Source organism: Paenibacillus sacheonensis, assembly GCF_009909195.1.
In the GTDB taxonomy this organism is placed as follows: domain Bacteria; phylum Bacillota; class Bacilli; order Paenibacillales; family Paenibacillaceae; genus Paenibacillus_Z; species Paenibacillus_Z sacheonensis.
In genome coordinates, this window is the sequence record NZ_JAAAMU010000004.1 from 179,102 (window position 1) to 204,531 (window position 25,430).

At 55.3% G+C, this 25,430-nt stretch carries 26 protein-coding genes; 19 read left to right on the plus strand and 7 right to left on the minus strand.

The features are described from left to right. From GT003_RS08865 to GT003_RS08890, 6 genes are all read left to right on the plus strand, one after another. Positions 1 to 303 carry a thiamine-binding protein gene (locus GT003_RS08865; RefSeq protein WP_161696610.1) on the plus strand — a complete coding sequence of 101 codons (303 nt, stop codon included), beginning with the start codon at positions 1 to 3 and terminating at the stop codon, positions 301 to 303. Beyond that, positions 293 to 1,069 (plus strand): ABC transporter permease, encoded by a 777-nt coding sequence (locus GT003_RS08870; RefSeq protein WP_161696612.1) that lies wholly within the window; start codon positions 293 to 295, stop codon positions 1,067 to 1,069. Before GT003_RS08865 ends, GT003_RS08870 begins: the two co-directional genes overlap by 11 nt. Beyond that, a complete protein-coding gene (locus GT003_RS08875) occupies positions 1,066 to 1,839 on the plus strand; it encodes an ABC transporter ATP-binding protein (RefSeq protein ID WP_161696614.1) in 774 nt (257 codons plus the stop codon). The genes GT003_RS08870 and GT003_RS08875 overlap by 4 nt, the downstream gene beginning before the upstream one ends. Before the next feature lie 35 nt (positions 1,840 to 1,874). After that, positions 1,875 to 2,690: a TatD family hydrolase gene (locus GT003_RS08880; protein WP_239565734.1), complete on the plus strand. Its 816-nt coding sequence runs from the start codon at positions 1,875 to 1,877 to the stop codon at positions 2,688 to 2,690. Between the two features lie 396 nt (positions 2,691 to 3,086). Beyond that, entirely contained in the window at positions 3,087 to 3,524 is a 438-nt protein-coding gene (locus GT003_RS08885) for a Fur family transcriptional regulator (RefSeq protein WP_161696616.1), read from the plus strand. Between the two features lie 147 nt (positions 3,525 to 3,671). Further along, complete coding sequence (locus tag GT003_RS08890) at positions 3,672 to 4,142, plus strand: hypothetical protein (protein ID WP_161696618.1); 471 nt, start codon at positions 3,672 to 3,674, stop codon at positions 4,140 to 4,142. Between the two features lie 93 nt (positions 4,143 to 4,235). On the opposite strand, the gene GT003_RS08895 is transcribed toward GT003_RS08890, so the two are convergent. Further along, positions 4,236 to 4,991, minus strand: a complete 756-nt coding sequence (locus GT003_RS08895; RefSeq protein WP_161696620.1) for an MBL fold metallo-hydrolase — start codon at positions 4,989 to 4,991, stop codon at positions 4,236 to 4,238. A gap of 243 nt (positions 4,992 to 5,234) precedes the next feature. Further along, positions 5,235 to 6,632, minus strand: a complete 1,398-nt coding sequence (locus GT003_RS08900) for a hypothetical protein (RefSeq protein ID WP_161696622.1) — start codon at positions 6,630 to 6,632, stop codon at positions 5,235 to 5,237. Between the two features lie 323 nt (positions 6,633 to 6,955). On the opposite strand from GT003_RS08900, the gene GT003_RS08905 reads away from it, so the two are divergent. Further along, a complete protein-coding gene (locus GT003_RS08905) occupies positions 6,956 to 7,585 on the plus strand; it encodes a glucosaminidase domain-containing protein (protein WP_239565735.1) in 630 nt (209 codons plus the stop codon). 133 nt (positions 7,586 to 7,718) lie between these two features. On the opposite strand, the gene GT003_RS08910 is transcribed toward GT003_RS08905, so the two are convergent. Both GT003_RS08910 and GT003_RS08915 read right to left on the minus strand, forming a co-directional pair. Next, positions 7,719 to 8,966: an MFS transporter gene (locus GT003_RS08910; protein WP_161696624.1), complete on the minus strand. Its 1,248-nt coding sequence runs from the start codon at positions 8,964 to 8,966 to the stop codon at positions 7,719 to 7,721. A 49-nt stretch (positions 8,967 to 9,015) separates the two neighbouring features. Beyond that, positions 9,016 to 10,689: a ribonuclease J gene (locus GT003_RS08915; protein WP_161696626.1), complete on the minus strand. Its 1,674-nt coding sequence runs from the start codon at positions 10,687 to 10,689 to the stop codon at positions 9,016 to 9,018. A gap of 199 nt (positions 10,690 to 10,888) precedes the next feature. Between GT003_RS08915 and GT003_RS08920 the strand changes: the two genes are divergently transcribed. After that, complete coding sequence (locus GT003_RS08920) at positions 10,889 to 11,743, plus strand: manganese catalase family protein (RefSeq protein ID WP_161696628.1); 855 nt, start codon at positions 10,889 to 10,891, stop codon at positions 11,741 to 11,743. A 119-nt stretch (positions 11,744 to 11,862) separates the two neighbouring features. Here the strand turns inward: GT003_RS08920 and GT003_RS08925 are convergent, their stop codons facing one another. Next, positions 11,863 to 12,792 carry a hypothetical protein gene (locus GT003_RS08925; RefSeq protein ID WP_161696630.1) on the minus strand — a complete coding sequence of 310 codons (930 nt, stop codon included), beginning with the start codon at positions 12,790 to 12,792 and terminating at the stop codon, positions 11,863 to 11,865. Between the two features lie 171 nt (positions 12,793 to 12,963). Continuing rightward, positions 12,964 to 13,251: a hypothetical protein gene (locus tag GT003_RS08930; protein ID WP_161696632.1), complete on the minus strand. Its 288-nt coding sequence runs from the start codon at positions 13,249 to 13,251 to the stop codon at positions 12,964 to 12,966. Between the two features lie 461 nt (positions 13,252 to 13,712). On the opposite strand from GT003_RS08930, the gene GT003_RS08935 reads away from it, so the two are divergent. The 11 genes from GT003_RS08935 (at position 13,713) to coaD (ending at position 24,131) form a co-directional block, all read left to right on the plus strand. Beyond that, complete coding sequence (locus GT003_RS08935; RefSeq protein ID WP_161696634.1) at positions 13,713 to 14,669, plus strand: D-2-hydroxyacid dehydrogenase; 957 nt, start codon at positions 13,713 to 13,715, stop codon at positions 14,667 to 14,669. A 4-nt stretch (positions 14,670 to 14,673) separates the two neighbouring features. Continuing rightward, positions 14,674 to 15,033 (plus strand): CidA/LrgA family protein, encoded by a 360-nt coding sequence (locus GT003_RS08940; protein ID WP_161696636.1) that lies wholly within the window; start codon positions 14,674 to 14,676, stop codon positions 15,031 to 15,033. Then, complete coding sequence (locus tag GT003_RS08945; RefSeq protein ID WP_161696638.1) at positions 15,023 to 15,712, plus strand: LrgB family protein; 690 nt, start codon at positions 15,023 to 15,025, stop codon at positions 15,710 to 15,712. The genes GT003_RS08940 and GT003_RS08945 overlap by 11 nt, the downstream gene beginning before the upstream one ends. Before the next feature lie 114 nt (positions 15,713 to 15,826). Beyond that, on the plus strand, positions 15,827 to 17,026 hold the full coding sequence (locus GT003_RS08950; RefSeq protein ID WP_170312171.1) for a peptidylprolyl isomerase: 1,200 nt from the start codon (positions 15,827 to 15,829) through the stop codon (positions 17,024 to 17,026). A gap of 271 nt (positions 17,027 to 17,297) precedes the next feature. After that, the gene (locus GT003_RS08955) at positions 17,298 to 18,920 is read left to right on the plus strand and encodes a peptide ABC transporter substrate-binding protein (protein WP_161696640.1); all 1,623 of its coding nucleotides are present in this window, start codon (positions 17,298 to 17,300) and stop codon (positions 18,918 to 18,920) included. A gap of 82 nt (positions 18,921 to 19,002) precedes the next feature. After that, complete coding sequence (locus GT003_RS08960) at positions 19,003 to 19,938, plus strand: ABC transporter permease (RefSeq protein ID WP_161696642.1); 936 nt, start codon at positions 19,003 to 19,005, stop codon at positions 19,936 to 19,938. Further along, positions 19,935 to 20,852: an ABC transporter permease gene (locus GT003_RS08965; protein WP_161696644.1), complete on the plus strand. Its 918-nt coding sequence runs from the start codon at positions 19,935 to 19,937 to the stop codon at positions 20,850 to 20,852. The genes GT003_RS08960 and GT003_RS08965 overlap by 4 nt, the downstream gene beginning before the upstream one ends. A gap of 20 nt (positions 20,853 to 20,872) precedes the next feature. Next, positions 20,873 to 21,874 (plus strand): ABC transporter ATP-binding protein, encoded by a 1,002-nt coding sequence (locus GT003_RS08970; protein ID WP_161696646.1) that lies wholly within the window; start codon positions 20,873 to 20,875, stop codon positions 21,872 to 21,874. Then, positions 21,871 to 22,839 (plus strand): ABC transporter ATP-binding protein, encoded by a 969-nt coding sequence (locus GT003_RS08975; protein ID WP_161696648.1) that lies wholly within the window; start codon positions 21,871 to 21,873, stop codon positions 22,837 to 22,839. The genes GT003_RS08970 and GT003_RS08975 overlap by 4 nt, the downstream gene beginning before the upstream one ends. A gap of 192 nt (positions 22,840 to 23,031) precedes the next feature. Next, positions 23,032 to 23,613 (plus strand): 16S rRNA (guanine(966)-N(2))-methyltransferase RsmD, encoded by a 582-nt coding sequence (gene rsmD / locus GT003_RS08980; protein WP_161696650.1) that lies wholly within the window; start codon positions 23,032 to 23,034, stop codon positions 23,611 to 23,613. A 2-nt stretch (positions 23,614 to 23,615) separates the two neighbouring features. Next, positions 23,616 to 24,131 (plus strand): pantetheine-phosphate adenylyltransferase, encoded by a 516-nt coding sequence (coaD, locus tag GT003_RS08985; protein WP_161696652.1) that lies wholly within the window; start codon positions 23,616 to 23,618, stop codon positions 24,129 to 24,131. A gap of 2 nt (positions 24,132 to 24,133) precedes the next feature. Here coaD and GT003_RS08990 read toward each other — a convergent pair whose 3' ends face one another. Next, positions 24,134 to 25,327, minus strand: a complete 1,194-nt coding sequence (locus GT003_RS08990) for a nucleoside recognition domain-containing protein (protein WP_161696654.1) — start codon at positions 25,325 to 25,327, stop codon at positions 24,134 to 24,136. Positions 25,328 to 25,430 lie beyond the last annotated feature (103 nt).

Genomic DNA, 25,430 nt, shown 5'->3' on the forward strand with positions numbered 1-25,430 from the left:
ATGGCAAACGCACTCGTAAGCATTCAAATTATTCCTCGCACGCCGAACGGTGAGAGCGTGATCCCTTACGTCGACCGGGCGATCGAGATCATCAAGGCGGCCGGCGTCCCCTATCGCGTGGCGCCGCTGGAGACGACGATGGAAGGCGATCTTAACTTATTGCTAGGCGTCGTTCAGGATATGAACGCGGCGATGGCCGAAATGGGCTGCCCTTCGATTATCTCGCAAATCAAAGTCTACTATGTTCCGGCGGGCACGGCGTCGATGGACGTTCTGCTCGAGAAATATCCGGATGGGCAGTAAACGCACGGGGCTGCTTCCGCCGGTGATTGTCCTGGCAGCCGTTCTGCTGTTGTGGCAGGCCGCGGTGTGGCTCTTGAATACCGATGCGTATATCCTGCCTTCTCCGACGGCCATCGCGAAGCAGGCGTACGATTCGGCGCCGCAGCTTGCGCATCATATGCGTTCAACGCTCGTCATGACGCTGATCGGCTTCGTCGTGGGGGCATCGCTTGGCTTTCTTATCGCCGCACTGCTCCACGTAATTCCATGGGTGAAATCGGGGTTCTACCCCTTGCTCGTCTTAAGTCAAAACGTTCCGATTATGGCGCTCGGCCCGCTGCTCGTCCTGTGGTTCGGCTTCGGCATGCTGCCCCGCGTCATTCTCATTACGCTCGTGACGTTCTTTCCCGTTGCCGTCGCCATGATGACGGGACTCTCGAAGAGCGACGGCGGCTTGTACAATTACATGCGGATGATCGGCGCCACGCAAAGCCAGCTCTTCTGGCGGATGGAGCTTCCCGGTTCCATGCCGCATCTGTTCTCAGGTCTGAAGATCGCGGCATCCTACAGCGTAATCAGCGCGATCTACGCGGAATCGATCGGTTCGGACAGCGGACTAGGTTATTTCATCCTGCTCGCCCAGCATGGGTTCGAGACCGCGAAGGTGTTCGCGGCGATTGCGGTCATCGTGCTGCTCAGCCTCGCGCTGTTCGGCGTCATTGCACTGGCGGAGCGGATGTTCGTTCGCGGGTCGGCGTCATCGAGAAGGGAAGGGAAACAGTCATGAGCGCCGTGTTGGAAGTCAGCCATTTGACGAAGATTTTCAAAAATGACCGTAAGACGCATGAGAAAAGCGTGCTCGACGATATCTCCTTCCATGTCGACGAAGGCGAATTCGTGACGTTGATCGGCCCTTCAGGCAGCGGCAAGACGACGCTGTTTCATTTGATCGGCGGCCTTGAATTGCCGACCTCCGGGGATATCTCGATTCATGGGGTCAGCACGGTCGGCTCGCGGGGCCACATCGCCTATATGCCGCAGCAGGCTTCTTTAATGCCCTGGTTGACGATCGAGGCCAACATCGTGCTGTCGCTGACGATTGCCGGCATCGGGCAGCGCGAAGCGCGCGAGCTGGCCCGCGAATGGCTGGGCCGCGTCGGCCTGGAAGGGGTGGCGGACAGTTATCCGGACGTCCTCTCAGGAGGCATGCAGCAGCGAGTTTCCTTCTTGCGGGCGCTGCTGTCGCCGCAGAAGCTCATGTGTCTCGACGAGCCGTTCAGCGCGCTGGACGCGTTGACCCGGCAGCATATGCAGGCATGGCTGCTCTCCCTGTGGGAAAGCAACCGCCGGTCCGTCCTGTTCGTCACGCACAGTATCGAGGAGGCGCTGCTGTTGTCGGACCGGATACTCGTTCTTTCGGCCGCTCCGGCGGCTATCGTCCGCGAAGTGAGGGTTCCTTTTGCAAGGCCGCGCTCGGAGACGTTATGGGGCGACCCGGCCTTTATCGGTCTCAAACAGGAGCTATACGAGATGCTGCGGCCCGCTTCGGCGCTTTGAGCGGGTATGCACGTGGATCGGGAGGGAGTGCAAGCATGAATGACGTGATGCGCGGACGATGGATCGATGCGCATATCCATTTGGATCTGTATGAAGAAGAGGAGCGCGACATGCTGCTCGAGCGGGCTTTGGAACAAGACGGCGTGGCCGCGGTCATTGCCGTTTCGATGCATTTGAATTCTTCCCGCGCGAATCGGGAGCTGGCTCGGCGCTTTCCGGGCCGCGTCCATCCCGCTTACGGCTTTCATCCCGAGCAGGATATTCCGTCCGAAGCCGAATCGGAGGCATTGATTCGCTGGATCGGGGAGCGGGCCGCAGCGGGTGAAGCTTTTGCGATCGGGGAAGTCGGACTTCCTTACTATACGAGGACGGAGGCGGAGACGGCCGGCAGACCTTTCGACGAAGCGCCTTACGTGGCCTTGCTTGAACGGTTCGTTAAGCTGGCGGCCGAATTGGATGCGCCGATCGTGCTGCATGCGGTCTACGAAGACGGTGACAAAGCTTGCGACTTACTGGAACGTTACGGCGTCAGACGGGCTCATTTTCATTGGTTCAAGGGGGCGGAGGAGACGATTCGGCGAATGGCTGCAAACGGGTATAGCATCTCCGTCACGCCGGACGTGTGCTATGAAGAGGAGATTCGAGCGCTTGTCCGGCAGTATCCCATCGCCCTCATGATGACGGAAACCGACGGGCCTTGGCCTTTCGAAGGACCGTTTGCCGGCTTGCCGACTATTCCCGGTATGGTGCGTCGGGTTGCCGAGGCGATTGCGGAGATTAAAGGTCTCCCGCTTCAGGCTGCGGAAGAACAACTGCTGGACAATGCGAAGCGTTTTTATGGCTTGGACTAGCTTCGGATGATCGAGAGATGGGGGGAGCGTTCTAGTTGCCGTGAAAAGACGAAAGGATAGAGTACCTGTCGCGGGGTGGACGGGGTGCTCTATCCTTTTTTAAGCGGTCTGGCGTGCTCGCAGCAGTTCAAGTCAGTCGATTCATCGACCCTATGGCAGAGCGATTTACGCGCTTCTTGGAAGGTTTCTTCCTTCATCTTATGGAAGTTTTGCTCCATTCATGATGAATCTTCAACGAAATATGCTAAACTAGAGAAGATAGGTTTCGCTTTAACTGGAGCCGGCATGCTGCCGATAGATGCTGCAAGCTTGCTCCAACATACGAATGGAACATAGGGACAGAGGATCAACGGCAGTGCCGTTCGAACGATAACAGCTACAGGAAGGGCGAGTGGGATGGCTGATTCACATGGTCATGATACCGTGAAGCAAATGATCGGGGTCATGACCGCCAACGGTTGGCGGATCACGGAGCAGCGCAGGGAAATGGCCGAGATTTTCTCGAAGTCGGAAGGCTACTTATCTCCCAAGGATGTTTACGATCAAATGGCGGTCGCCTATCCTGGCGTGAGCTTCGATACGGTGTACAGGAATCTTCGTCTGCTTAGCGAGATGGGGGCGTTGGAGCAGTTTTATTTCATGGAGGGCGGATTGAAATTCCGCGCCAGCTGCCTCGACCATCACCATCATCATTTAATTTGCGTCAATTGCGAGAAGACGCTGACGTTCGAATATTGTCCGATGGAGCAGAAGCTCGATTTGCCGGGGAATTTCAAAATCATGAATCACCGGTTTGAAGTGTTTGGCGTTTGCGAGGCATGTCAGAAAGAATAAACGGAATGAAATCGATAAGAAACCCTATCGAACGCCACTGCTGTTTCGTACGACGAAGCGGCCGTGGCGCTATTTGCATGGAATGCAAACTGAAACTTATTCCAACCGATGGTCGTCGAAAGGGAAACGATCGGAACGGGGGATGGTATGAAAGTTCTGCTGTCAATTCTGCTGTTTGCTTTGCTGATCGGCTGTACGGATCGCAGAGATACACCCCGAGACCAGCTCGAGAACAAACGTTTTCTCGAAAATAAAGGGTATCATGTCATTTCGTACGAAGGACGGGCGGATCGTTACGAATTAACGAGACAGAAATTAGTGGCGCTGCCTTATATGATGCATTGGGCTTTGCAGCCGGTTGATCCCGGCGACTATCTGGGGAAAACCGTCGACGTCGAACAGTTCATCGTCGATGATCACCCGCTTGCTGAAGGGAAAGTGGACGTGTACGTCTACGTCGTCGATCGTAGACCGATCGGGGGGAATTCCTATCCGCATGGCGATGCGTCGGATGGCGGTTATTGGTCGCTTGAAGGGAAAACGTTAGAAGAGATTCAACCGAAGTCGAAGTCGTACCAAGAATGGCGCAAAGATTGGGTGGACCGCTATAGCGAATAAGTGAAAAGGGCGCGGCGAACCGCGTCCTTTTCTCATTGTAAGCCTTATCCGAGCACTTCACGCATTCGCTTCCCACATGGGGTTCGCCGGAGCCTATTCGCCTTCCGCCACAAGCTCAAGGATACGGGCACGCGCACCATCCTGATAGTAGCCGCCGTGATAACAGATGACGCCGCTGATATCTAGCTCACATAACGCCCGAATAGATCGAAGAGCCCGCGCATGGTCGTAATTCGTATTGACGTTCGCCAGTTGGAGCTGACCATCTTGAATGACGAGCGCGTCGCCGGCAATTAACGTTTTGCTCGCTTGATGATAGAGACTGATATGTCCTGGCGTATGACCGGGCGTATCCACTACGATAAGGCCGTCGATCGGTGCTTCGGCTTGTCCATAACCGATCAATCGGTCGACCGGAGCATGGGGCGGGTTCAGCAGCGTATGCCGAAATGCGCGGCGCGTTTCCTCTGACACGGACGGCGGGAGCGAAGCGATCGCGCGGTCGACACCTTCCGGAGTAACTTTAATGAGCAGTCGTTCTCCTTGAATATACGGCTGTTCGAGCTCCGATGCCCATACGGCAGGGCGAGGCCGCACGTGGTCCAGCAACATGGGAAGGCTGCCGATATGGTCGATATCCTGATGGGTGATGATAATATCGGTAATCGTTTCAAGCGAATGTCTGGCTTCATTCATGGCCGTTTGAATGAGAGGAAGCTGTCCCGGATAACCCGTATCGACGAGCACGACGCGCTCCTCGTTCCACAACAGCGTGGGGTGAATGACATTCGGATTACCCATAATGACAGCCTGGATTTCGAGCATGGCGATGCCTGCAGCGATGTTCATGGTATCCCTCCGCAATCTAGATTCGCAACCATCATAATCGAGAAGGAATAGCTCAGTCAATTTAAAAAAATTAATATTATATCACAAAAATAATTATTTGTCAATAGACGAAATTGATTTTCGAGAGGCTGTCCTAACGTGGCAGTGGAGCATAATCGAGAACAATCCCATAGCAAAACAAAACCCGGGGTCAGCAAGCTGCTTCCCGGGTTTTACAGTTTCTCTAGCGATAGTGCCAGTCGGCTATACGAGAAACATGGCAACAATCGTCGTGGCCGCCAGACCGATCATGACGGGCTTCAGGTTGCGGCGCGCCAACTCGAAAGGGCTGACGCCGCAAATCGCTGCTGCCGGGATAAGCGCCCATGGAATCAACGTGCCGCCGCCGACCCAGATCGCAGCGACTTGACCCAGAGCGGTAAGCGTCGCGGCGCCGCTGCCGATTGCGGTGGCGAAGAGGTGGGCGATGGAGCCGGCCAGCGAAATGCCCGAGAATCCGGAGCCGTCGAGACCGGTGATCGCGCCCGTTACGGTCAAGGTGACCGAGGCGACCGCTTGGTTAAGCGGGACATGATTGGCGAGCGCAACGCCGAGGTCGTTGACGATCCCTTGCGAGCCTTCCGGAAGCGTATTGCCGAATAACGTCGTGAAAGCGGAATCGCCCAAGTAGAAGAAGGCGGCGATCGGTATGACCGGGCCGAACACTTTGAAGCCGAACTGAAAGCCTTCGATCAAGTATTCCGTCGTCTGCTCCAGACCTTTGCTGCGATGAGCGAGCATCGTCACGAGCAGGAGAATGAAGATGGCCGTACCGCCGACGAGCGCCGTGGCATCGCCGCCTTGCAAGTCAAGCACGAACATGCCGATGACATCGACGATGAAGAGAAGCGGGATGAACACGGCGAGCGTTTGCTTCCAGCGGTGCGGGAGATGGAGTCGATCCTCTTCCGTAGGAGCGGTAAGCGCAGGTCCGGCAACGAGGCCGTCGCGCCAGGTTCCTTTCTTGATATCGCTGCGCATCATCCAGAAAGCGGCAACGGTGGTGACGAGGCCCATGACGATGACGAGCGGGATGCTGGCTTCCATGACGCTGGCTACCGGCAGTCCGGCTGCATCGGCAGTCAACTTGGGAGCGCCTTGAATAATATAATCGCCGGACAAAGCAATGCCGTGGCCGAACAGGTTCATCGCCATCGCCGCTCCCAACGCGGGCAAGCCGACTCGAACCGCAACGGGCAGCAGAACGGCGCCGATGAGGGCGACGCCGGGCGACGGCCAGAAGAACCAGGATGTCACCATCATGATGAGACCTATCCCCCAGAATGCGAGAGCGGGCGTCCGCATGAACCGCGTCAACGGCTCGACCATGATTTCGTTAATGCCCGTGCGAATCAGAATTCGGCTCATCGCCACGATGATGGATATGATGAAGATCGTGCCGATGAGTTCCTGCGTGGCATAGATAAAGCTGTTGAATATGCCGCTGACCGAGCCGCTTAAGCTGTCGGTCGCGATCAAGCCGAGGGCGAAGATACCGACGACGCAGACGAGCGTCGTATCCCGCCTTTTGATCAGCACGCCAAGAATAAGCACGATAAAAGCGAGGTATACCCAATGCAGCGGAACCAACTGTAATTCCACTCGAAATCCTCCCCTTCGGAACACGCTCCAATGTGATGCTACATGGTATGCAGCATCTGGAATAGGCGTTCGTCCTGACTTGAAGGGTTCAGGGCATGTGCGGTTTCGCCCTCGGGGGTTCCGGCATATAGATGTGACAAGTCCGGCTTGTTCTCTATCTATTGATGAAGCGGGGGGTGTAAGAGGTGGACAAACAATCGTTCTTCGCACGGCTCGGCGAACTGGCGCAGCGGCTCTATGCCGAAGGCTCCCCGATCTATCCATCCGTTCGACTGGCGCAGAGCTAGCTGGAGACCGGAGGGACTATTCCTGCGTGGAATAACTTGGGCGGCTATAAGGCGAGCGGAGGCATACCGAACGGTTATTGGAAAGGGGCGGTCGTCAACAAGGCGACCTGGGAAGTCATCAATGGGCAACGCGTTCGTGTCGTTGCGGCTTTTCGAGCCTACGACAGCATGTATGAATTCTATAAAGACCAGGATTTACTGTACGCGCGGAGCCGCTACCTAGCGGTCAGGAGCGCGCTGTCGCCGATCGAACAGGCACGCATGCTGCAGGCAAGCGGTTACGCGACAGATCCGGACTATGCCAACAAACTCATAACCATCATGAATTCGAATCACCTGTCAAGTTACGATACAAGGGAAGAGAGGGAGGAACCAATGACAGCAGAGGAAAAGTCGGCTTTTGCCGCCCTTCAAGCTGCGGTAGCAAGGCTCTCGACCGATAACGAGACGCTCAAGGCCGAGCTGGACAGCCAGCAAGCTGCCATGCAGGCGCTGCAAGTAGAGGCAGCGCAGCTGGAGACGCTGCACGACATGAAGGAAATACCCGAGTGGGCGAAAGAGGCCGTAGCCGCGGCCGTTAAGAAACACCTCATTGATACGCCGAACGGCGGGAGCTACGATTTTTACCGTCTCTTGTCGGTGCTGTACCGCGCGAAGCTGATTTGAAGCCGGAATCGCAACGGTGCTTATGACATCCCGAAGAGAAGTTGTTTATCTGTTACTGCCGGACAACCTATGAAATAAAGCAACACGCCGATCACCGGGAGGCGCGGTGATCGGCGTGCGTCGGTTAACATGATCATGCAGCGGACTTTTTTTGATCGTCCTGTGCGGGTTCCTTGCTCGGTTTGATCGCGAAGAGCGCCAGCAAGGAACAAAGCAGCGCACACCCCGAGAATAGATAAAACAACCCGGTTTCCTGCTTCAGCATGACCGAAGCGATCAGCGGCCCGAGCGCAACGCCGATAAACCGGGCGCTGCTGTATAACGCGGTAATCGTGCCGCGCTCTTTCTTATCAATGCCTTCTGTAATCAAGGCATCCAGGCTGGGGAGTACGGCCCCGATCCCGACCCCGCTGGCGAACATGAGGCTAATGAGGAACCAAAGGTTATCGGAATCGACCAGCCCGCAAGTCAGCATGGCGGCCGTCAGCAGGAACAAACCGACGACGCTGAACATTTTCATTCTTCGTTTATTCTCGCCGACGATTTTGCCCGCGATATAGGAAGATAGACAAATGGCGCTTAGCGGGATCGCCAGCAGCAGCCCCTTATAGATGCCATGGATACGGTATCGGTTCTCCAGCACGGACGACAGGTCATACAGAAACCCGAACATGATAAACATGGCCAGGCAGCCGATCGCGAAGATGGCGTACAGCCAGCGTCCTTTCTCCGACAATAAGGATGCTACCTCGTGGACGAATGCACGAAAGCCTTTCGTTTCTTCGGCACCGCCCGAGCCGGAAGCGGGGGGGACCTTCACGAAGCACAGCACCGCAACGATGGATATAGCCGAAATGACCGGAATGACGGCGAGCGGCAGAAACCACACGACCAAAGCGAGCGCGGAGCCCAATACCGGGCTTAACACCTTGCCGAACGTGTTGGAGGTCTCGATCATGCCTAGGCCGCTGCTGACTTCTTCTTTGCTGTCGAACATGTCCCCGACTAGGGGGAGCACGACCGGGAACGCGCCGGCCGCCCCGACTCCTTGAATGAAACGGCCAAGCAAGATGACGCCATAGCCATGGGCATTCATTAGCCAGGCGGCCAATCCCGATACGACACCGCCTACCGCAACGATGGAGAGACCGATGACGATAACTCGCTTGCGGCCGAATCGATCCGATAGATAGCCGGCAACGGGGATGCATACGATCGAGACGGCGGCATACACCGTAATGATTAAGCTGGTTTGCATCTCGGATATCTTCAGCTCCCGCTGCATCAGGGGGAGAATCGGGATGAGCATGGAATTCGCGAGCGTCATGATGAGCGGAATGGAGGATAACGCTGCCAAATCCAACTTCTTCTTCGCTTTCACCGTGTATGAAGGTCTCCTTTCATGTATCCTTGCTGCCCAAGCATTCGAATCAAACTTGAATGATGATCGGAATAATCATGGGCCTTCTCTTCGTATGGGTAAACAGAAACTTGCCGAGCGCATCCCGAAGGGCTTGTTTATATTCGCCCCATTGATTGCTATTCGCTTCCTGCAGCTTCGTAATCGTCGATACCGCTATGCGCTGCACTTCTTCCATGAGGCCTTCGGATTCCCTCACGTAGACGAAACCGCGCGAGATGACGTCCGGCCCGGATACGATTTTCGCGTCGGACTTGGCGATCGAGACGACGAGGATGACGATCCCGTCCTCGGACAGCACTTTTCGGTCGCGCAAGACGATTTGCCCGACATCTCCGATGCCGAGGCCGTCGACAAGGGTATTTCCGCTTGGGATTTTGCGATCCTGGCGTGCTGCGGATCCCGTAATATCCACGACGTCCCCATTGTTAACGATGAAGATGTTGTCGGATTCTACGCCTACCGCTTCCGCCAGCAGACGGTGCTGATGGAGCATCCGGTATTCCCCGTGTATCGGAATGAAGTATTTGGGCTTCATCAATGCCAGCATAAGCTTCAGCTCTTCCTGGCTGGCGTGTCCGGAGACATGCATGCCCGTCACGTTTCCGGATCCATAAACGACCTTCGCCCGCCGCTCGAACAAATTATTCACGATCTGCCCGACGTTGCGTTCATTCCCGGGAATCGGGGACGCCGCCAGGATGACCGTATCGCCGGGATCGACACGGATTTGACGGTGATTGCCGCTGGCCAGTCTGGCAAGCGCGGCCATCGGTTCGCCTTGACTTCCCGTACAGAGGATAACCAGCTCATTTGGGGAATACCGGTTGCAATCCGAAGGCTCCACCAGCATCCCCTCTGGAAGCCGCAAGTATCCGAGCGAGGAGGCGATGTCGACTACGTTGACCATGCTTCGCCCAAGGAGAACGAGCTTCCGGTCAGTCTTCTCCGCTGCGTCGATCACCTGTTGGACGCGATGCACGTTGGACGCGAACGTCGCAAGGAAAATTTTCTTGTCGGCCTTCTGGAAGGCTTCGAGAATATGCTCCCCGACGCTTCTTTCCGAAGGCGTAAAGCCGGGACGTTCCGCGTTGGTGCTCTCCGAGAGCAGCGCCAACACGCCGTTTTGCCCGATTTCGGCCATTTTATGAATATCGGCGTACTGGGCATTCACCGGCGTCAAGTCGAACTTGAAATCGCCCGTATGCACCACAACGCCCTGCGGTGTATGGAACACGACGCCGAGACAATCGGGAATGCTATGGTTCGTGCTGAAGAAACGCACCGACATGGCGCCGAGCGCAAGCGTCGTATTGGAATCGATCTCATGCAATTTGGTGCTGCCAAGGAGCCCGTGCTCCTTGAGTTTCGCTCTGATCAGCCCGAGCGTGAGACGCGTCGCGTATACCGGCATGTTCAATTGTTTGATGACATAGGGGATAGCCCCGATGTGGTCTTCATGGCCGTGCGTGACGATCAGCCCTTTGACCTGCTTTTGATTCTCGAGCAAGTACGCGATGTCCGGGATGATGACGTCAATTCCGGGCAGGCTCTCATCCGGGAATTTGGAGCCGCAATCGATAACGATAATGTCTTCGTTATATTGAACGATGTACATATTTTTGCCGATTTCATGCACGCCGCCGAGAGCGGCGATCGATAGTCTGTCTGTCTTCGGACTCATACTGGAAGCGCCCCTTCATAAGCTTTGGTTGGTTCTCGTCCACTCCTGCAGAATGACGTTAATGTTTCTCGCCGGAGAGACGTTTATCCATGACGACGATTGGCAGAAACCGTATCCGGACTGCCTAATATTGCTTCGAATAGCGGCTTGTGGAGCAGGAAAGATAAAGAGGTTAACCAGCCTAGGAGGAGGAATCCGCTTGTACTACTACAAGGAAGAATTGATTAATAAAATCGAAGTCGATCGACCGGATCCCGGCGCGGCAAGGGTGCTGCAGGAGGCACTTGGCGGGCAGTTCGGCGAGATGCGGACGATGATGCAGTACTCGTTCCAAAGCGCCAACTTCAGGGGGAAAGCCAAACAGTACCGGGATTTGCTGCGCGGCGTCTTTCTCGAAGAAATCGCGCATGTGGAGCTCGTCCAGAACACCATCAACCAGCTGCTTAACGAAGCAGGAGGTTCGATGCCGGGCAATTCGGGCGCCGACGGCGCGCCGTTGGACGAGGCGATCAAGCACGGGAATCCGCATCATTTCATTATGGGTGCGAAAAGTTCCCTGCCCGTCGATGCCGGCGGCAATCCCTGGAACGGATCCTGGGTGTACAGTCACGGCAACCTGATTGCGGACCTGCTCAACAACGTCGTTCTGGAATCAACCGGCGTCTTGCAGAAGACGAGAATTTATGAGATGAGCTCCAACAAGGCCCTTCGCGAAACGCTCGGTTTTCTCATCGTCCGCGACAACGCGCATCAGAATGCATTTGCGAAAGCGCTGGAGACGCTCGGCGTCGAATGGGGAAAGCTGTTTCCCGTACCGAACTACGATATCAACAAGTATCCGGAATGCCGGAAATTCGTGGACATGGGCTACCATAACATGCAATTCAACTTCAGATTGGACCAGACTCGGATCGGCGAGATCTACCAAGGGAAGTCGCCCAGCCGCAACGGAGGCGAGCTTACCGTCACGCCGCCCCCGGTTGGATTCCCGGTGCCGCAGCTTCCGGATATGCCGAATGAGCATAGTCCGGGACTTACGGACATGAACCGATAAGCGGGTCGCATATTTCGATGAATGATTACAGCAGCGCACCAATAGAGCCTGGCGCAATCGCCCGGCTCTATTGGTCGTGCAAGGATGATTCTAACAAGGCCCTATTGAGGAAAATGGAATTAATCGGTGCGTTTAAATTCGGCATGAAGACGCGGATCGATTTTCATATAGCCGGCATACACCTTCATGCGGTCCGCGAAGGCGGGATCATCCGAAATATAGACGGTTTTGACGCCTGCCGCCATCGACTTGACTTCGTGTTCAATCCGGTTTTTCAAATCGGCCTTCATCGGGCGCGCGACTGCCAGCGGGCGAACGGAAGGTGCGCCGTTCCTATCCGAGGGAGAGAACATTTGACTCGAGAATTGCGTCAGCGCCTTGCCGATATTCTTGGATGACCGCGTCATGCCGTATGGGTGGTCCAATGCCAAGCTGTCGATTCTGCGGACGGCGTCGTTCGAACGAATGCCGTTCATGCCCTTCGACGCTTTGGTGCCGTACATGCTAGGACCACTGGTTCCATACATGCCGGTCATGCCGTAGTTGCCGCTTGTTCCGAGATTCCCGTCCAGACCATAAGTGTTCTTCGTCTTCGCAAGATGGGCATCTGCCGAGCCGGCGGACCGATGGGACGGATTGCCGGAGCCCGAGGTCGAGCGGTTAGGCTGAGGCTGGCGGGAATTCGGCGCCGTAATTATGTTATCCGAACGGCCGGCGTCCGCGGATTCATGCGTAATCGCCACATAAGCTTTGTCGCCGACCGTCAAGACATATGCGTTCCCCATGCCTTCGATGCTCGCGATACGATCGGCGATGTTTTTGTTCATTCCGTAAGCGTTCGGCTGCCGGATGCCGGGCCCGTTCACGGGACCGCGATCGTGCAAAGCATTCATCAATGCGGCGTTTCCGTTCTTGTACATGGAAACATCATTGTCATTATTGCTGCGAATCGATTCGGAATGGTACCGTTCGCCGGCGTTTTCCGCACAGCCCGCAAGCATCGTCGTTATTAACGTTCCTGCCGCGAGCAAGGACCACTTATGCTGCATGTGTTCATCCTCCGTTTCAGCTTCCGGCCCAATTGGAGCTCAGGCCTACGTTTAGGCTTAGCCGAACGGACAGGGGCTATGCCTGACAAATAAAGAAGCCCGGACCGTATGGCCCGGGCTTGCTGTATGCTTCGGCGCGACGCAGATCTATGGATCGCGTGCCGAGTATCCTCATGAATAATAAACCGCCCATGCGCCTGCCGCCGCCAACGCGGCGCAAGCCCAGAAGAGGCGGTAGCCGATTCGGAAGGATCGATGTTGAAACGCTTGTTTCCGGATCATGAACTCATTCGCAACGAAGACGCTGATACCGATCAGCGCATAGCCGCCGTAGATTGCAAGAATCGTCGCTTTCGGCTCGCCCGTATCGTTAAAGGCGAAGGCAACCGGCAGCAGCAGCAGAAAGCCGAGTGCCGCAAGAATGGATAACACTCGAATAACGTTAGGCAATATATTCATGGCGTACCTCCTGGATGGTTATACATCGTGGTTAGTCCACCTTTATTACCCCGTTATCTATGATGTAATCTTCTTGATCGGCGTAAAAAATCCCCCATTCTTGCTAGGAAAGCAAGGACAGGGGATTAGAATTCAGGCACCTATAGGGCAGCGGGCAGCTCCGCTCGAACTTCCTTGAAGCAGCTGGTTTATGCCGGAAAAAAATCCGGGGCCTACATTTCTGTAGGCCCCTTTCATGGGAGAGGAGAAACCGGACGAAGAACTTATGGGGAAACGTAAGTCTTCTCCGCGGTTGTCTACGGCATCTCGCGACGCCGATATCTTAAGAATGCCCACATTGCGGCGTTCTATACCTCCAGAGCAAATTTCTTCCGAATTGTTTGTTACGAGCATCGCGGCCTTGGTGTATGATCGACTTATTGGCAATCCATACCTGGAAGCGAGAGGAGCAGGATCACAGCATGAAAATCGTAGTTTTGGATGGGTACACGTTGAATCCCGGGGACATGAGCTGGGACGAAATCGGAAAGCTTGGGGAACTGACCGTATACGATCGGACTCCGCAAGAGGAGATCATCGGCCGAGCGCGCGGCGCCGAGATCGTGCTGACGAACAAGACGCCGCTCACGGCAGCGACGATCGCGGAGCTGCCGGAGCTTCTGTATGTCGGTGTCCTGGCGACCGGCTACAATATCGTCGACATCGAAGCCGCGGCGAAGCGGGGCATCATCGTGACGAACGTGCCCGATTACAGCAACGGCTCCGTTGCGCAGCTCGTATTCGCGTTTCTGCTGGCCCAAGCTTCGCAGGTGAGCGCGCATAGCGAAGCTGCCCGCGGCGGCCGCTGGGCGGCAGGGCCGGATTTTTCGTTCTCGCTTAATCCGCTGCATGAGCTATCCGGCCAGACGCTTGGACTCGTAGGATTCGGCAGCATCGGTCAGCAAGTTGCTCGCATCGCGTTGGCCTTTGGCATGCGGGTTATCGTCCATACGAGAACGGTGAAGTCGATTCCGGGACTGGAAGCGGTGCGGTTCGTCTCGTTGGAGGCGTTATTCCGGGAAGCGGATGCCGTGTCGCTGCATTGTCCGTTGACGCCGGATACGCAAGGCCTCATTAACGCGCATACGCTTGCGAAGATGAAGAGGGGCGCGATGTTGATCAACACTGCCCGCGGCGGCCACGTCGTCGAACAGGATCTGGCCGAAGCGCTGCAGGCAGGGACGATCGCCGCCGCCGGTTTGGACGTGCTGGGCACCGAGCCGCCTTCTGCGGATAATCCGCTGCTGTCGGCGGCGAACTGTTGGATTACGCCGCATATCGGCTGGGCAACTGTCGAAGCGAGAAGACGGCTGTTGGGCATTGCCGCCGGTAACCTGCGTGCTTTCTTGCAAGGCGGCACCGTCAATCAGGTGAATTAAGGGGATGCGCGGGTTTTGCATCATCATGGGGTTTGACGGCGCGGGCTTCTTGCTCCACAGCCTTGCCGGCGTGCCGCTTCCTTCGCATGTATTGGGACTGCTGCTCCTGACGGCTGCTTTGTTTCTGGGTATCGTCAAGCTGGAGTGGGTAGAGGCAAGCGCCGCATTCCTGACCAAGCATATGATGCTGTTCTTCGTTCCGCTGCTGGCGGGAGCTGCCGGGTTCCTGCCCGCGCTTGGCGATTCATGGCTTGCCGCGGCGGTCAGTCTCACCTTGGGCACAGCTGTGATCATGCTGACGTCGGGACTCGCGACCCGCTGGCTGCTCCGCAAGCGGAAGGAGAGAACGGCCGATGAAGGATAGTCTGCTTGCAGATCCGCTTCTCGGGACGACGCTGACGCTGGCGGCTTACGCGGCAGGCATGCTGCTCTACCGTAAATTCGCTTGGCTGCATCCGCTCATCAGCGCGCCGCTGCTCGTCTATCTGTGCCTCCGCTTAAGCTCGATCTCGTGGGAGACATATCAGATCGGCGGGGGCATGGTCTCTTTCTTCCTAGGTCCGGCAACGGTTGCGATGGCTGTCCCGTTATACAAGCATGCCATGCGTCTTAGGCGGATGCTTCCCTCCTTGCTGCTCGGCGCGCTCGTCGGCAGTGCTGCGGGGCTGATCGTGAACGCGTCATGCGTGCTGTTATTTGGAGGCACGAGCGAATTTCTTCGATCGGCCTTGCCGAAATCGGTAACCGCTGCCGTAGCCGTCGACCTATCGGGCTGGCTCGGCGGTTCTCCCGGCTTAACGGCGGCGCTGACCGTCTTGACCGGCCTGTTCGGAAGCGTAACGGGTCCATGGCTGCTGCGTATGTGCGGCGTGTCGGACATCGCCGCTTCTTCGATTGCGATCGGTGCGGCGGCGCACGGCATAGGTTCGGCGCGGTTAATGTCGGATTCGGAAGAACAGGGCGGTCTAAGCGGCTTTTCCATGGCGGCAAGCGCCGTGTTCACGCCGATTTTGCTGCTTCCCGTCCATGCTTGGTTGTTGTAACGACAATTTTTTATTTTCATCTTTTATCTTTTCTTAAGGTTTGGAGAAACTAGATCTGATATAGTGACACAGAAGAGTAATGATGACTGCCAAAGCCGGAAGGGAGATTTCAAGTTGAACGAGAAAGAGAAAGATTTGAAGCCTAACAACGAGCATTCGCTCGAGCAAGACGATCAAGCGGGTGCCGATACAGAAGAAACGAACCGGACGCTTGAGCAAGAACGCGAAGACGCCGATCATGATTTCGCTGATGCGGGTGCTTCCGAGCAAGTCATTGAAGAAGAGGAAGAAGAGCGCGAACGGGACCAAGCAGCGCATGCAGCGGCAGGTGTCGGTCCAATGGCTGCCCAACCAGCCCGCAGTGGCGGTAAAGCGTGGATGTACATTTCGCTTGGTTTGGCGCTTATTCTGATCGTTGTATTGATCAAGCCTCCGTTCGGCGGCGGTTCGGACAAGACGGCAATCGGTTCCGTCAACGGCGTTTCCATCACCAAAGAAAAGCTGTATGACCAAATGGTCAAGCTGGGCGGCGCCCAAACGATGGACAACCTGATTCAAGAAGAACTCATTAAGCAAGAAGCCGATAAAGCTAAGATCGTTGTCACCGATGCGGATGTCGACAGCGAAATCGCAAGAATCAAGAAGCAGTTCCCGACGGAAGCCGATTTCGACAATGCGCTGACGCAAAGCGGCATGACGCTCGACGATCTGAAAGCACAAACGCCGATGCAGCTGCAAATCCGCAAAATCCTTGAGCCGCAGGCGAAAGTCACGGACAAGGACGTCGAAGATTATTACAATACGAACAAAGCGCAATACGATACGCCAGAGCAATGGAAGGCTTCGCATATTCTCGTCGCAACCAAAGAAGAAGCGGACGCGATTCTGAAGCAGCTCAAGGGCGGAGCGGACTTCGCGACGTTGGCGAAGGAGAAATCCACGGATCCGGGCAGCAAGGACAAAGGCGGCGATCTTGGCTTCTTTGGCAAAGGCGCCATGGATCCTGAGTTCGAGAAAGCGACATTGGCCCTTAAAGTCGGCGAAACGACGACGGCGCCGGTCAAATCCTCGTTCGGCTACCATATTATCAAATTGACCGACCACCATGATGCTAAGCAAGCGACGCTGGCCGAGAAGAAAGACGAAATCAAGGACCAGCTCATACAATCTAAGGTTTCGGATCTGTCGACCGCATGGTTGGAAGACCTGAAGAGCAAAGCGAAAATCACGAACTCGCTCGCGGATGATGCCGCGGCAGGCACGCCTGCTCCGACGAATACGGGCGCAGTGAATAACGCGCCGACGGCTCAATAAAGAGACGATTCATAGTAGCTCACAAAGCACCGCTGTCCATAAATTGGACGGCGGTGCTTTTTTGTTTCATGGTTATACTGAATAAGGTAATTATGAAGGCAAACAAGCGCAGAAGCTCCTTAGTTACATAAATGTGAGGTAACATGACATATAGGGATAGAAAATCTTTACAAGTGTGCAAATTATGTTTTACAAATTGTAAAAGTCGTTGTATGATTGGCTACAGGTTTAAAAATTTACACATTTGCAACAAGGAGGCGGGCTCTGAAGAATGAAAAAGAAAATGTTGTTAATGGCTTCACTCATGTTGGTCCTTACGGGGGTATTATCTGCCTGCGGAAAGAGCGGATCGGGCGATGATCAAACGTTCCGGATGAACCTTACATCCGAACCGCCTAGTCTGGACGTTGCGCAGGCGCAAGACCAAGTATCCTTTACGGTGCTTAACGGCCTGTTCGAAGGTCTGACTCGCATGGACGACAAAGGTAACATCGTTCCGGGCGTTGCAGAGAAATGGGACATTTCCGAAGATGGCAAGACGTATACGTTCCATCTGCGCGACAATGCCAAATGGTCGAATGGCCAACCGGTTAAAGCAGGAGATTTCGAGTACTCCTGGAAACGCACGCTGGATCCGAAACTGAATCCTCCGGCGCCTTACGCTTACCAGCTCTATTACATCAAAAATGCTCAAAACTATAACATCGAGCAGGATAACCCTGATCATATCTCGGATCCTAGCCAAGTCGGCGTAAAAGCGCTCGATGACAAAACGTTGGAAGTTCAACTTGAGAACCCGACGCCTTACTTCCTGAACATCGCGGCGTTCTTCACGGCTTACCCGGTTCTGAAGGATACGCAATTCGCAGAAGCGAAGGACTACGTCGGTAACGGTCCTTTCAAGATGAAATCGTGGAAACACGGCGATTCCATCGAGCTTGTTCCGAACGAAAACTATTGGGATAAAGACGCGATCAAATTGACCGATGTTAAATTCCTGATGATCAAAGATCCGAACACCGAGTTCAACATGTACAAAACCGGCCAACTCGACTGGGCAGGCGCTCCTACGGGCAGCATCCCGCCGGCGCAATTGGACAAATACAAAGCCGATAAGAGCCCTGAGCTTTCCATTAAAGGGATCGCAAGCACGTACTACTACAACTTCAACAACACGAAGAAACCGTTCGACAACGCGAAAGTACGCCGTGCGCTTTCGATGGCGATCAACCGTCAAGATATCGTAGACAAAGTTACGAAAGCCGGACAAGTTCCTGCGTACGGATTCGTATCGACCGGTATTCACGGCGTGAACGGCGAGTTCCGCGATGAAGTGAAGGACGATTACTTCAAAGAGGACGTTACGGAAGCGAAGAAATTGCTTGCCGAAGGCCTGGCCGAAGAAGGCATGACGAAAATGCCTGCATTCTCGCTCTCGTTCAACGAAGGTCTGCATAAAACGGTTGCGGAAGCAATCGCGAACATGTGGAAAGAAAACCTCGGCATCGACGCGAAGCTTGAGCTTCAGGAATGGAAAGTCTTCCTGAAGAACCGTCAAAGCCTGAACTATGACGTTGCCCGCGCTGGCTGGGGCGCCGACTACAATGATCCGATGACGTTCATCGACATGTTCACGTCCAAAGGCGGCAACAACGACATCGGCTTCAAAAACGCGGATTACGATGCACTCGTTAAAGAAGCATACAGCACGAACGATCAACAAAAACGCGTAGACGCAATGGCGAAAGCCGAGAAAATCCTGATCGGCGACAATACGGCGCTGATGCCGATTTACTACTACTCGTCCACGCAATTGATCAAGCCGTATGTGAAAAACTACGTCGTTGATTACAGCGGCAACATCGATTACACGCACATCACGATTGAAAAATAATACGCAGTAAGAATACAGGGGACATCGGGATATATGTGGCACACCCATATATATCCCTTCTCTATGATTGGAGAGTGCTTAGATGGTTCGGTACTTGGGTGGTAAACTTATCAACATCGTGTTTTCCCTTCTAATTCTAGCCACCGCAACCTTCTTCTTAATGAAAGCAGTCCCTGGGGACCCTTTCACCCAAGAGAAGGCTATTCCACCGGAAATTAAAGCTCAAATTATGGCGCATTACGGTTTTGATAAACCGCTGGGCGAACAATATTTGAATTACATGAAGAAGCTGTTCCAATTCGACTTGGGCATTTCGATGAAAAGCTCGGATCGGAGCGTATCGAGCATTATCGCGCAATCTTTCGGCACCTCCGCGAAGGTAGGGGCGATGGCCATCGTTGTGTCCGTCATAATCGGGATTTACCTGGGGATGATGGCGGCGCTGCGGCATCGCAAATTTATCGATAACGGTGCCATGTTCCTGGCGGTAATCGGCATATCGGTACCGAACTTCGTTATTGGATCGATGATCCAATATTTTTTGGCCGTTAAATTTCCTATTTTTCACGTTGCCGGTCTGGAAAGCCCGATGGACTACGTGCTCCCTACGATCGCGCTGTCTACGCTTCCCATTGCATTTATCGCACGTCTTACGCGTTCCACCATGCTTGAAGTACTGACTTCCGATTATATTCGTACCGCCAAAGCCAAAGGATTGACGCCAAGGGCGATTCTGTGGCAGCACGGCCTGCGTAACGGCATTTTACCGGTCGTTACCTATTTGGGACCGATGACGGCCAACATCATTACGGGCTCAGTCGTCGTGGAACAAATTTTCGGCCTTCCGGGATTGGGTGCCTATTTCGTCGAGAGCGTTACGAACCGGGATTACACGCTTATCATGGGCATTACGATATTCTACGCCGTCATTTTGATGGCAGCGCGCTTCGTTACGGATGTTCTGTACATCTTCGTTGATCCGCGTATCAAATTGAGCGGAGGTGTAGTTAAATCATGAGTCAAACTGCTCCGTCTCCATTTGAACGCTTGGAACACAAACATCAAGAGGCCGAGGTTATCGCAACCGAGAGCCGATCAACTTGGCAAATTACTTGGGCACGGCTTCGCAGCAACCGCTGGGCCATGACCGGTTTGTATATTTTGATTGTCATCGCCGTGCTTTCCATCGTTTGTCCGATCTTGTCGCCTTACACGTCGTACACCAATAATTTGGACAATACGTACGCGGCTCCATCGTCTAAACACTGGTTCGGAACGGACAACTTGGGCCGTGATTTGTTCACGCGAACATGGCTTGGCGTCCGCATTTCCTTGACCGTCGGCATCGCTGCCGCATTGTTCGATTTGATCATCGGCATTATCTACGGCGGCATCATGGGCTACGCGGGCAAACGCCTGGGTGGCGCCATGAACAAAATCGCCGAAATGCTGTACGCGATTCCGCATCTGCTTGTCGTTATCCTCCTGAGCGTTGTCATGGGGTCCTCGCTGACGACGATCATTATCGCGTTGTCGATTACAGGATGGATCACGATGTCGTGGATCGTCCGCGGACAGATCCTTCAATTGAAAAACCAGGAGTACGTGCTGGCCGCCCAATCCATGGGCGCAAGCAACTCCCGTATTTTGTTCAAGCATCTCATTCCGAACACGCTCGGTCCGATTATCGTTACGGTTACCTTGTCTGTGCCGTCGGCGATCTTCGCCGAAGCGTTCCTAAGCTTCTTGGGCCTTGGCGTACAATCGCCGGCAGCTTCTCTCGGTACGTTGATCGGCGAAGCGTTGTCTTCGTGGACGATTTATCCGTGGATGATGTTTATTCCGGCCTCGCTGCTCAGTATCACGATGCTTGCCTTTAATATTTTCGGTGACGGTCTGCAGGACGCATTCGATCCGAAAATGAAAAAATAACAGCGCTGGGAGTGAGCTCTATGAACGATCCGATTTTACGCATCAACGATTTGCATATCTCGTTTCATGTGCGCGGTGGAGAAGTACAGGCGGTTCGCGGCGTTAACCTTGAAGTGAAGCGCGGCGAATCCGTGGCGATCGTCGGCGAGTCCGGCAGCGGCAAGAGCGTTACCGCGCAGTCGATTCTTCGCTTGATTCCGACCCCTCCGGGCGAATATAAGCAGGGCTCCATCGAATTCATGGGCCAGGATTTGCTTTCGAAGTCCGAGAAGGAAATGGAAGCCATCCGCGGTCATGAGATCGGCATGATTTTCCAAGATCCGATGACGTCGCTTAACCCGACGCTGACGGTCGGCCGCCAAATTTCCGAAGTGCTGATCAAGCATCAGAACCTGACGAAATCGAAAGCGACGGACCGCGCGGCGGAGCTGCTGACGCTGGTCGGCATCCCGAACGCGAAGGACCGCGTCAAGCAATATCCGCATCAATTCTCCGGCGGCATGCGCCAACGGGTCATGATCGCGATCGCGCTGGCATGCAATCCGGCGCTGCTTATCGCCGATGAGCCGACGACGGCGCTCGACGTGACGATTCAAGCGCAAATCATGCAGCTGATGAAAGAACTGCAGGAGAAGACGGGCACGTCCATTATTCTGATCACGCATGACCTCGGCATCGTTGCCGAGATGTGCGATCGCGTCGTCGTTATGTATGCGGGTAAAGTAGTGGAAACGGGCACGAAACGCGAAATTTTCAAAAACCCGCAGCATCCGTATACCCGCGGCTTGCTGCGTTCCCTGCCGCGGCTGGATCACAGCAAGAGCGAGCCGCTCGTCCCGATCGTCGGCACGCCGCCGGATATGTCGGCTCCGCCGAGGGGCTGCGCCTTCTGCGCGCGCTGCGACGAAGCGATGCGTATCTGCGTGGACAACGATCCGGTGGATTACACGATCAGCGAGACGCAAGCAGCCAGATGCTGGCTGCACGACCCGGCCTGCAAGAAGGAGGGCGCTAGCGCATGATTAGCAAAAACAACGACGTGTTGATCGAAGTCGATCACCTCAAGAAATATTTCCAAGTCGGCGGCAATCAAACGCTGAAAGCCGTCAATGACCTCAGCTTCGGCATTCGCCAAGGCGAGACGCTCGGCATGGTAGGCGAGTCGGGCTGCGGGAAGTCGACGGCGGGACGCACGATTCTCCGTTTGTACGAGCCGACCGCGGGAGCCGTGAATTTCCAAGGCACGAACATCATGAAGGCGAAGGGCTCGAAACTGAAGGCGCTGCGCCGCGAGATGCAAATGGTCTTCCAGGATCCGTATGCCTCGCTGAATCCGCGCTGGACGGTCGAGAATCTGATTGCCGAGCCGCTCGATATTCATGGTTTGGCGAGCGGAAGCAAGGATCGCAGACTGCAGGTTGAGCGTCTGCTTGACCGCGTAGGCTTGCGTTCGGAACATGCTTCCCGCTATCCGCATGAATTTTCCGGCGGTCAGCGGCAGCGGATCGGGATCGCGCGCGCGCTCGCGGTCAACCCGAAATTCATCGTTTGCGATGAGCCGATCTCAGCGCTTGACGTATCGATCCAAGCGCAGGTCGTTAACCTGCTGCAGGATTTGCAGCGTGATTTTGGCCTGACGTACTTGTTCATCGCGCATGACCTGGCGATGGTCAAGCATATCTCGGACCGCGTTGCCGTGATGTACTTGGGGAAAATGGTGGAGCTTGCCGAAAGCGAAGAGCTCTATTCCAATCCGAAGCATCCATATACGAAGGCGTTAATGTCGGCGATTCCGGTTCCGGATCTCGACGTGGTCGACCCGAAAGAAAAGATCGTTTTGTCCGGCGATCTGCCGAGTCCGATCAATCCGCCAAGCGGTTGTCCGTTCCGCACGCGCTGTCCGTTCGCGACAGAGAAGTGCGCGGCGGAAGTGCCGGCTTTCCGCGAAGTGGAGCCGAATCACTGGGCAGCCTGCCATTATGCGTAATTAATAGAAGAAAGGCGTTCCGTCCTGGCGGCGGAGCGCTTTTTTTGCGCTGTTCGGAACCGTTCGTTTCCGGCCGTGCAGCGGCTCCATCGGGCACGGCGAAGCAACCGCATCTTTAATTTGACGGGCGAATTGTGTTACGATATTGACCATGTGCTACATGGTCGAAGCGAAAGGGGCAGCAGAGAGGCATTGAGAGTCATTGCAGGCACGGCCAAAGGCCGTTCATTAAAAGCGGTGCCGGGCAAAAACACCCGTCCGACGACCGATAAAGTGAAAGAAGCGATATTCAGCATGATCGGTCCTTATTTCGAGGGCGGGCTGGTGCTCGATCTGTTCGCCGGAACGGGCGGACTCGGCATCGAGGCGCTGAGCAGGGGGATGGACAAAGCGGTGTTCATCGATCTGGAAGGCGCCAGCATCGAGGTCATCAAGCAGAACGTTCAGGCTGCCGGAATGGCGGGCGCTGCCGAAATTTATCGAACGGAAGCGGTCAGGGCAGTCAAAGCGCTGGCGAAACGCGATCTCAAGTTCGCGCTGGTGTTTCTGGATCCGCCTTATCGCATGACGGACATGGATGAATTGATGGCTGAGCTATTGGAACGCGGTTTGCTCGAAGAAGACGCGACGATCGTCGTCGAGCATGATGCGTACCATCGCTACCCGCAAGCGTTCGCGCAGTATAGGCAGATCAAACGTTCGGAGTACGGCGATACCGCGGTTACCGTCTACCGCTTCGTAGCGGAGCAAGAGGAAGAAGCATCGGAGGATTAACTATGTCAGCATCGATATCAACGGCAGGTACAGGAAAACGCGTCGCGGTCTATCCCGGCAGCTTCGATCCCGTTACCTGCGGACATTTGGATATTATTCGCCGCGCGGCGAAGCAATTCGACCATCTGATCGTGGCGGTACTGAACAATACCAGCAAGAAGCCGCTGTTCAGCGTCGATGAACGCAAACAGCTGCTTGCCGAGGTGACGCAGGATCTGCCTAACGTGTCGATCGACAGCTTCCGCGATCTGCTGGTCAACTTCATAAGGGCGAAGGAAGCGCATGTCATCGTTCGCGGCATCCGTTCGGTTACCGATTTCGAATACGAGCTGCAGATGGCTTCGACCAATCATCAGCTGGACGAGGACATCGAGACGATTTTCATGATGACGAATCCGAAGTATTCCTACTTAAGCTCCAGCATCGTCAAGGAAATTGCCATGTTTCATGGAAACGTGCAGGACTTGGTTCCCCCTGAAGTGCAGCAAGCGTTGATTGCCAAATACAAGCCCGAATGAAGCTAGCGAAGCCGAAGCCTCGCGGAAATAACCGATACGGCTGCAAGCAGCGTTATGCCGCAGGTGAAAATAAGCAGCAAGGCGGGCGCATAGGGCCAAAGGGAGAGTAAATCGCCTGCACGTATGGCGCCGATCCCGGAAGTATAGGTTTCGTCATGCTGCCAAGCGAAGGCGGAAGCTGCCGGAGTGACGCCGTTCATGAGCCACGTGAGCGGTTTCCAGCACAGGAGCATGAGCAGGAAGGCGACGGCGCTCTGAAGGATGCGGGCGATTGCCAGCGAGCGCAGGGATAGCCCGGTGCCCGCGATCGCCGATCCGGCTTGCAGCAAGGCGCTTATTCCTCCCCAGCTGAGAACGGCAGCGATGGCAGCCGCCTTCCACGGCACGCCGCCTGCGAACGAGAACGCGGATACGGCATACGTGCCGATATGGCTCTCGATCAGTCCGGAGAGGACGAACGGCGGAATCGAGCTTGGCAGCAGCGGTTCCATCAGCTTTACGAGTACGGCGCAGAAGATCATAAACCCGCCGATGGCCATCAGCTTATAGACGGCAACGGATACGGCGTCTCCGAGCAGCTTGCCGAATGTGCGGCCATCGCGTTCGCGCGCCTCCCTCATTGCCTTGGCCGCCTGGCGGAAGATTCCTGCAGCGGGTCGATCGACGGCGGCTTGACCGGTTTGGACGGGTTCGCGTCGCGTGAATCTTGCCGCTACGAGGGCAGGCAGGAGAGCGGACAGCCAAACGATCAGCGCGATCGCGATGCCCAGTTCGGGCCGATGCAGGAATCCCGTTCCGACGACGAGCAGCATGAAGAGCGGGCTGGGCAGATGGGACAGCGCGAGCAGGCGATTGCCCTGCTTTGCGGTCAAGGTATTGCTCTTGCGCAGGGCCGCGGCCGTCTCGGCTCCGCAGGGGAACCCGCCTGTCCAGCCGATGACCATGGCGACGCCGGTTTCGCCCGGCAGTCGGAACAGCTTGCGCATCAGCGGGTGGAGGAGCGTTCCGAGCGCGTGAACGGCGCCGAAGGCCAGCATCAGCTCGAGCAGCGTCAGGAAGGGAAGCAGTCCCGGGAAGACGATATTCCACCACACGGTTAACCCTTGCAGGGAAGCTTGGAAGGCTGCATCCGGCTTGGTGATAATCGAAGCGACAAGCAGTATGGATAAGCAGGCGAGCAGAATCGTTCTTATCATCGCACTTCACTCCAGGCGTAGGGTAGGGCCCGTCGGACAAACCGGGGCCACTACATGTTTACGCTTGTCTGCTTGCGAGTAGACCTGCATTTAATCGGAGCGA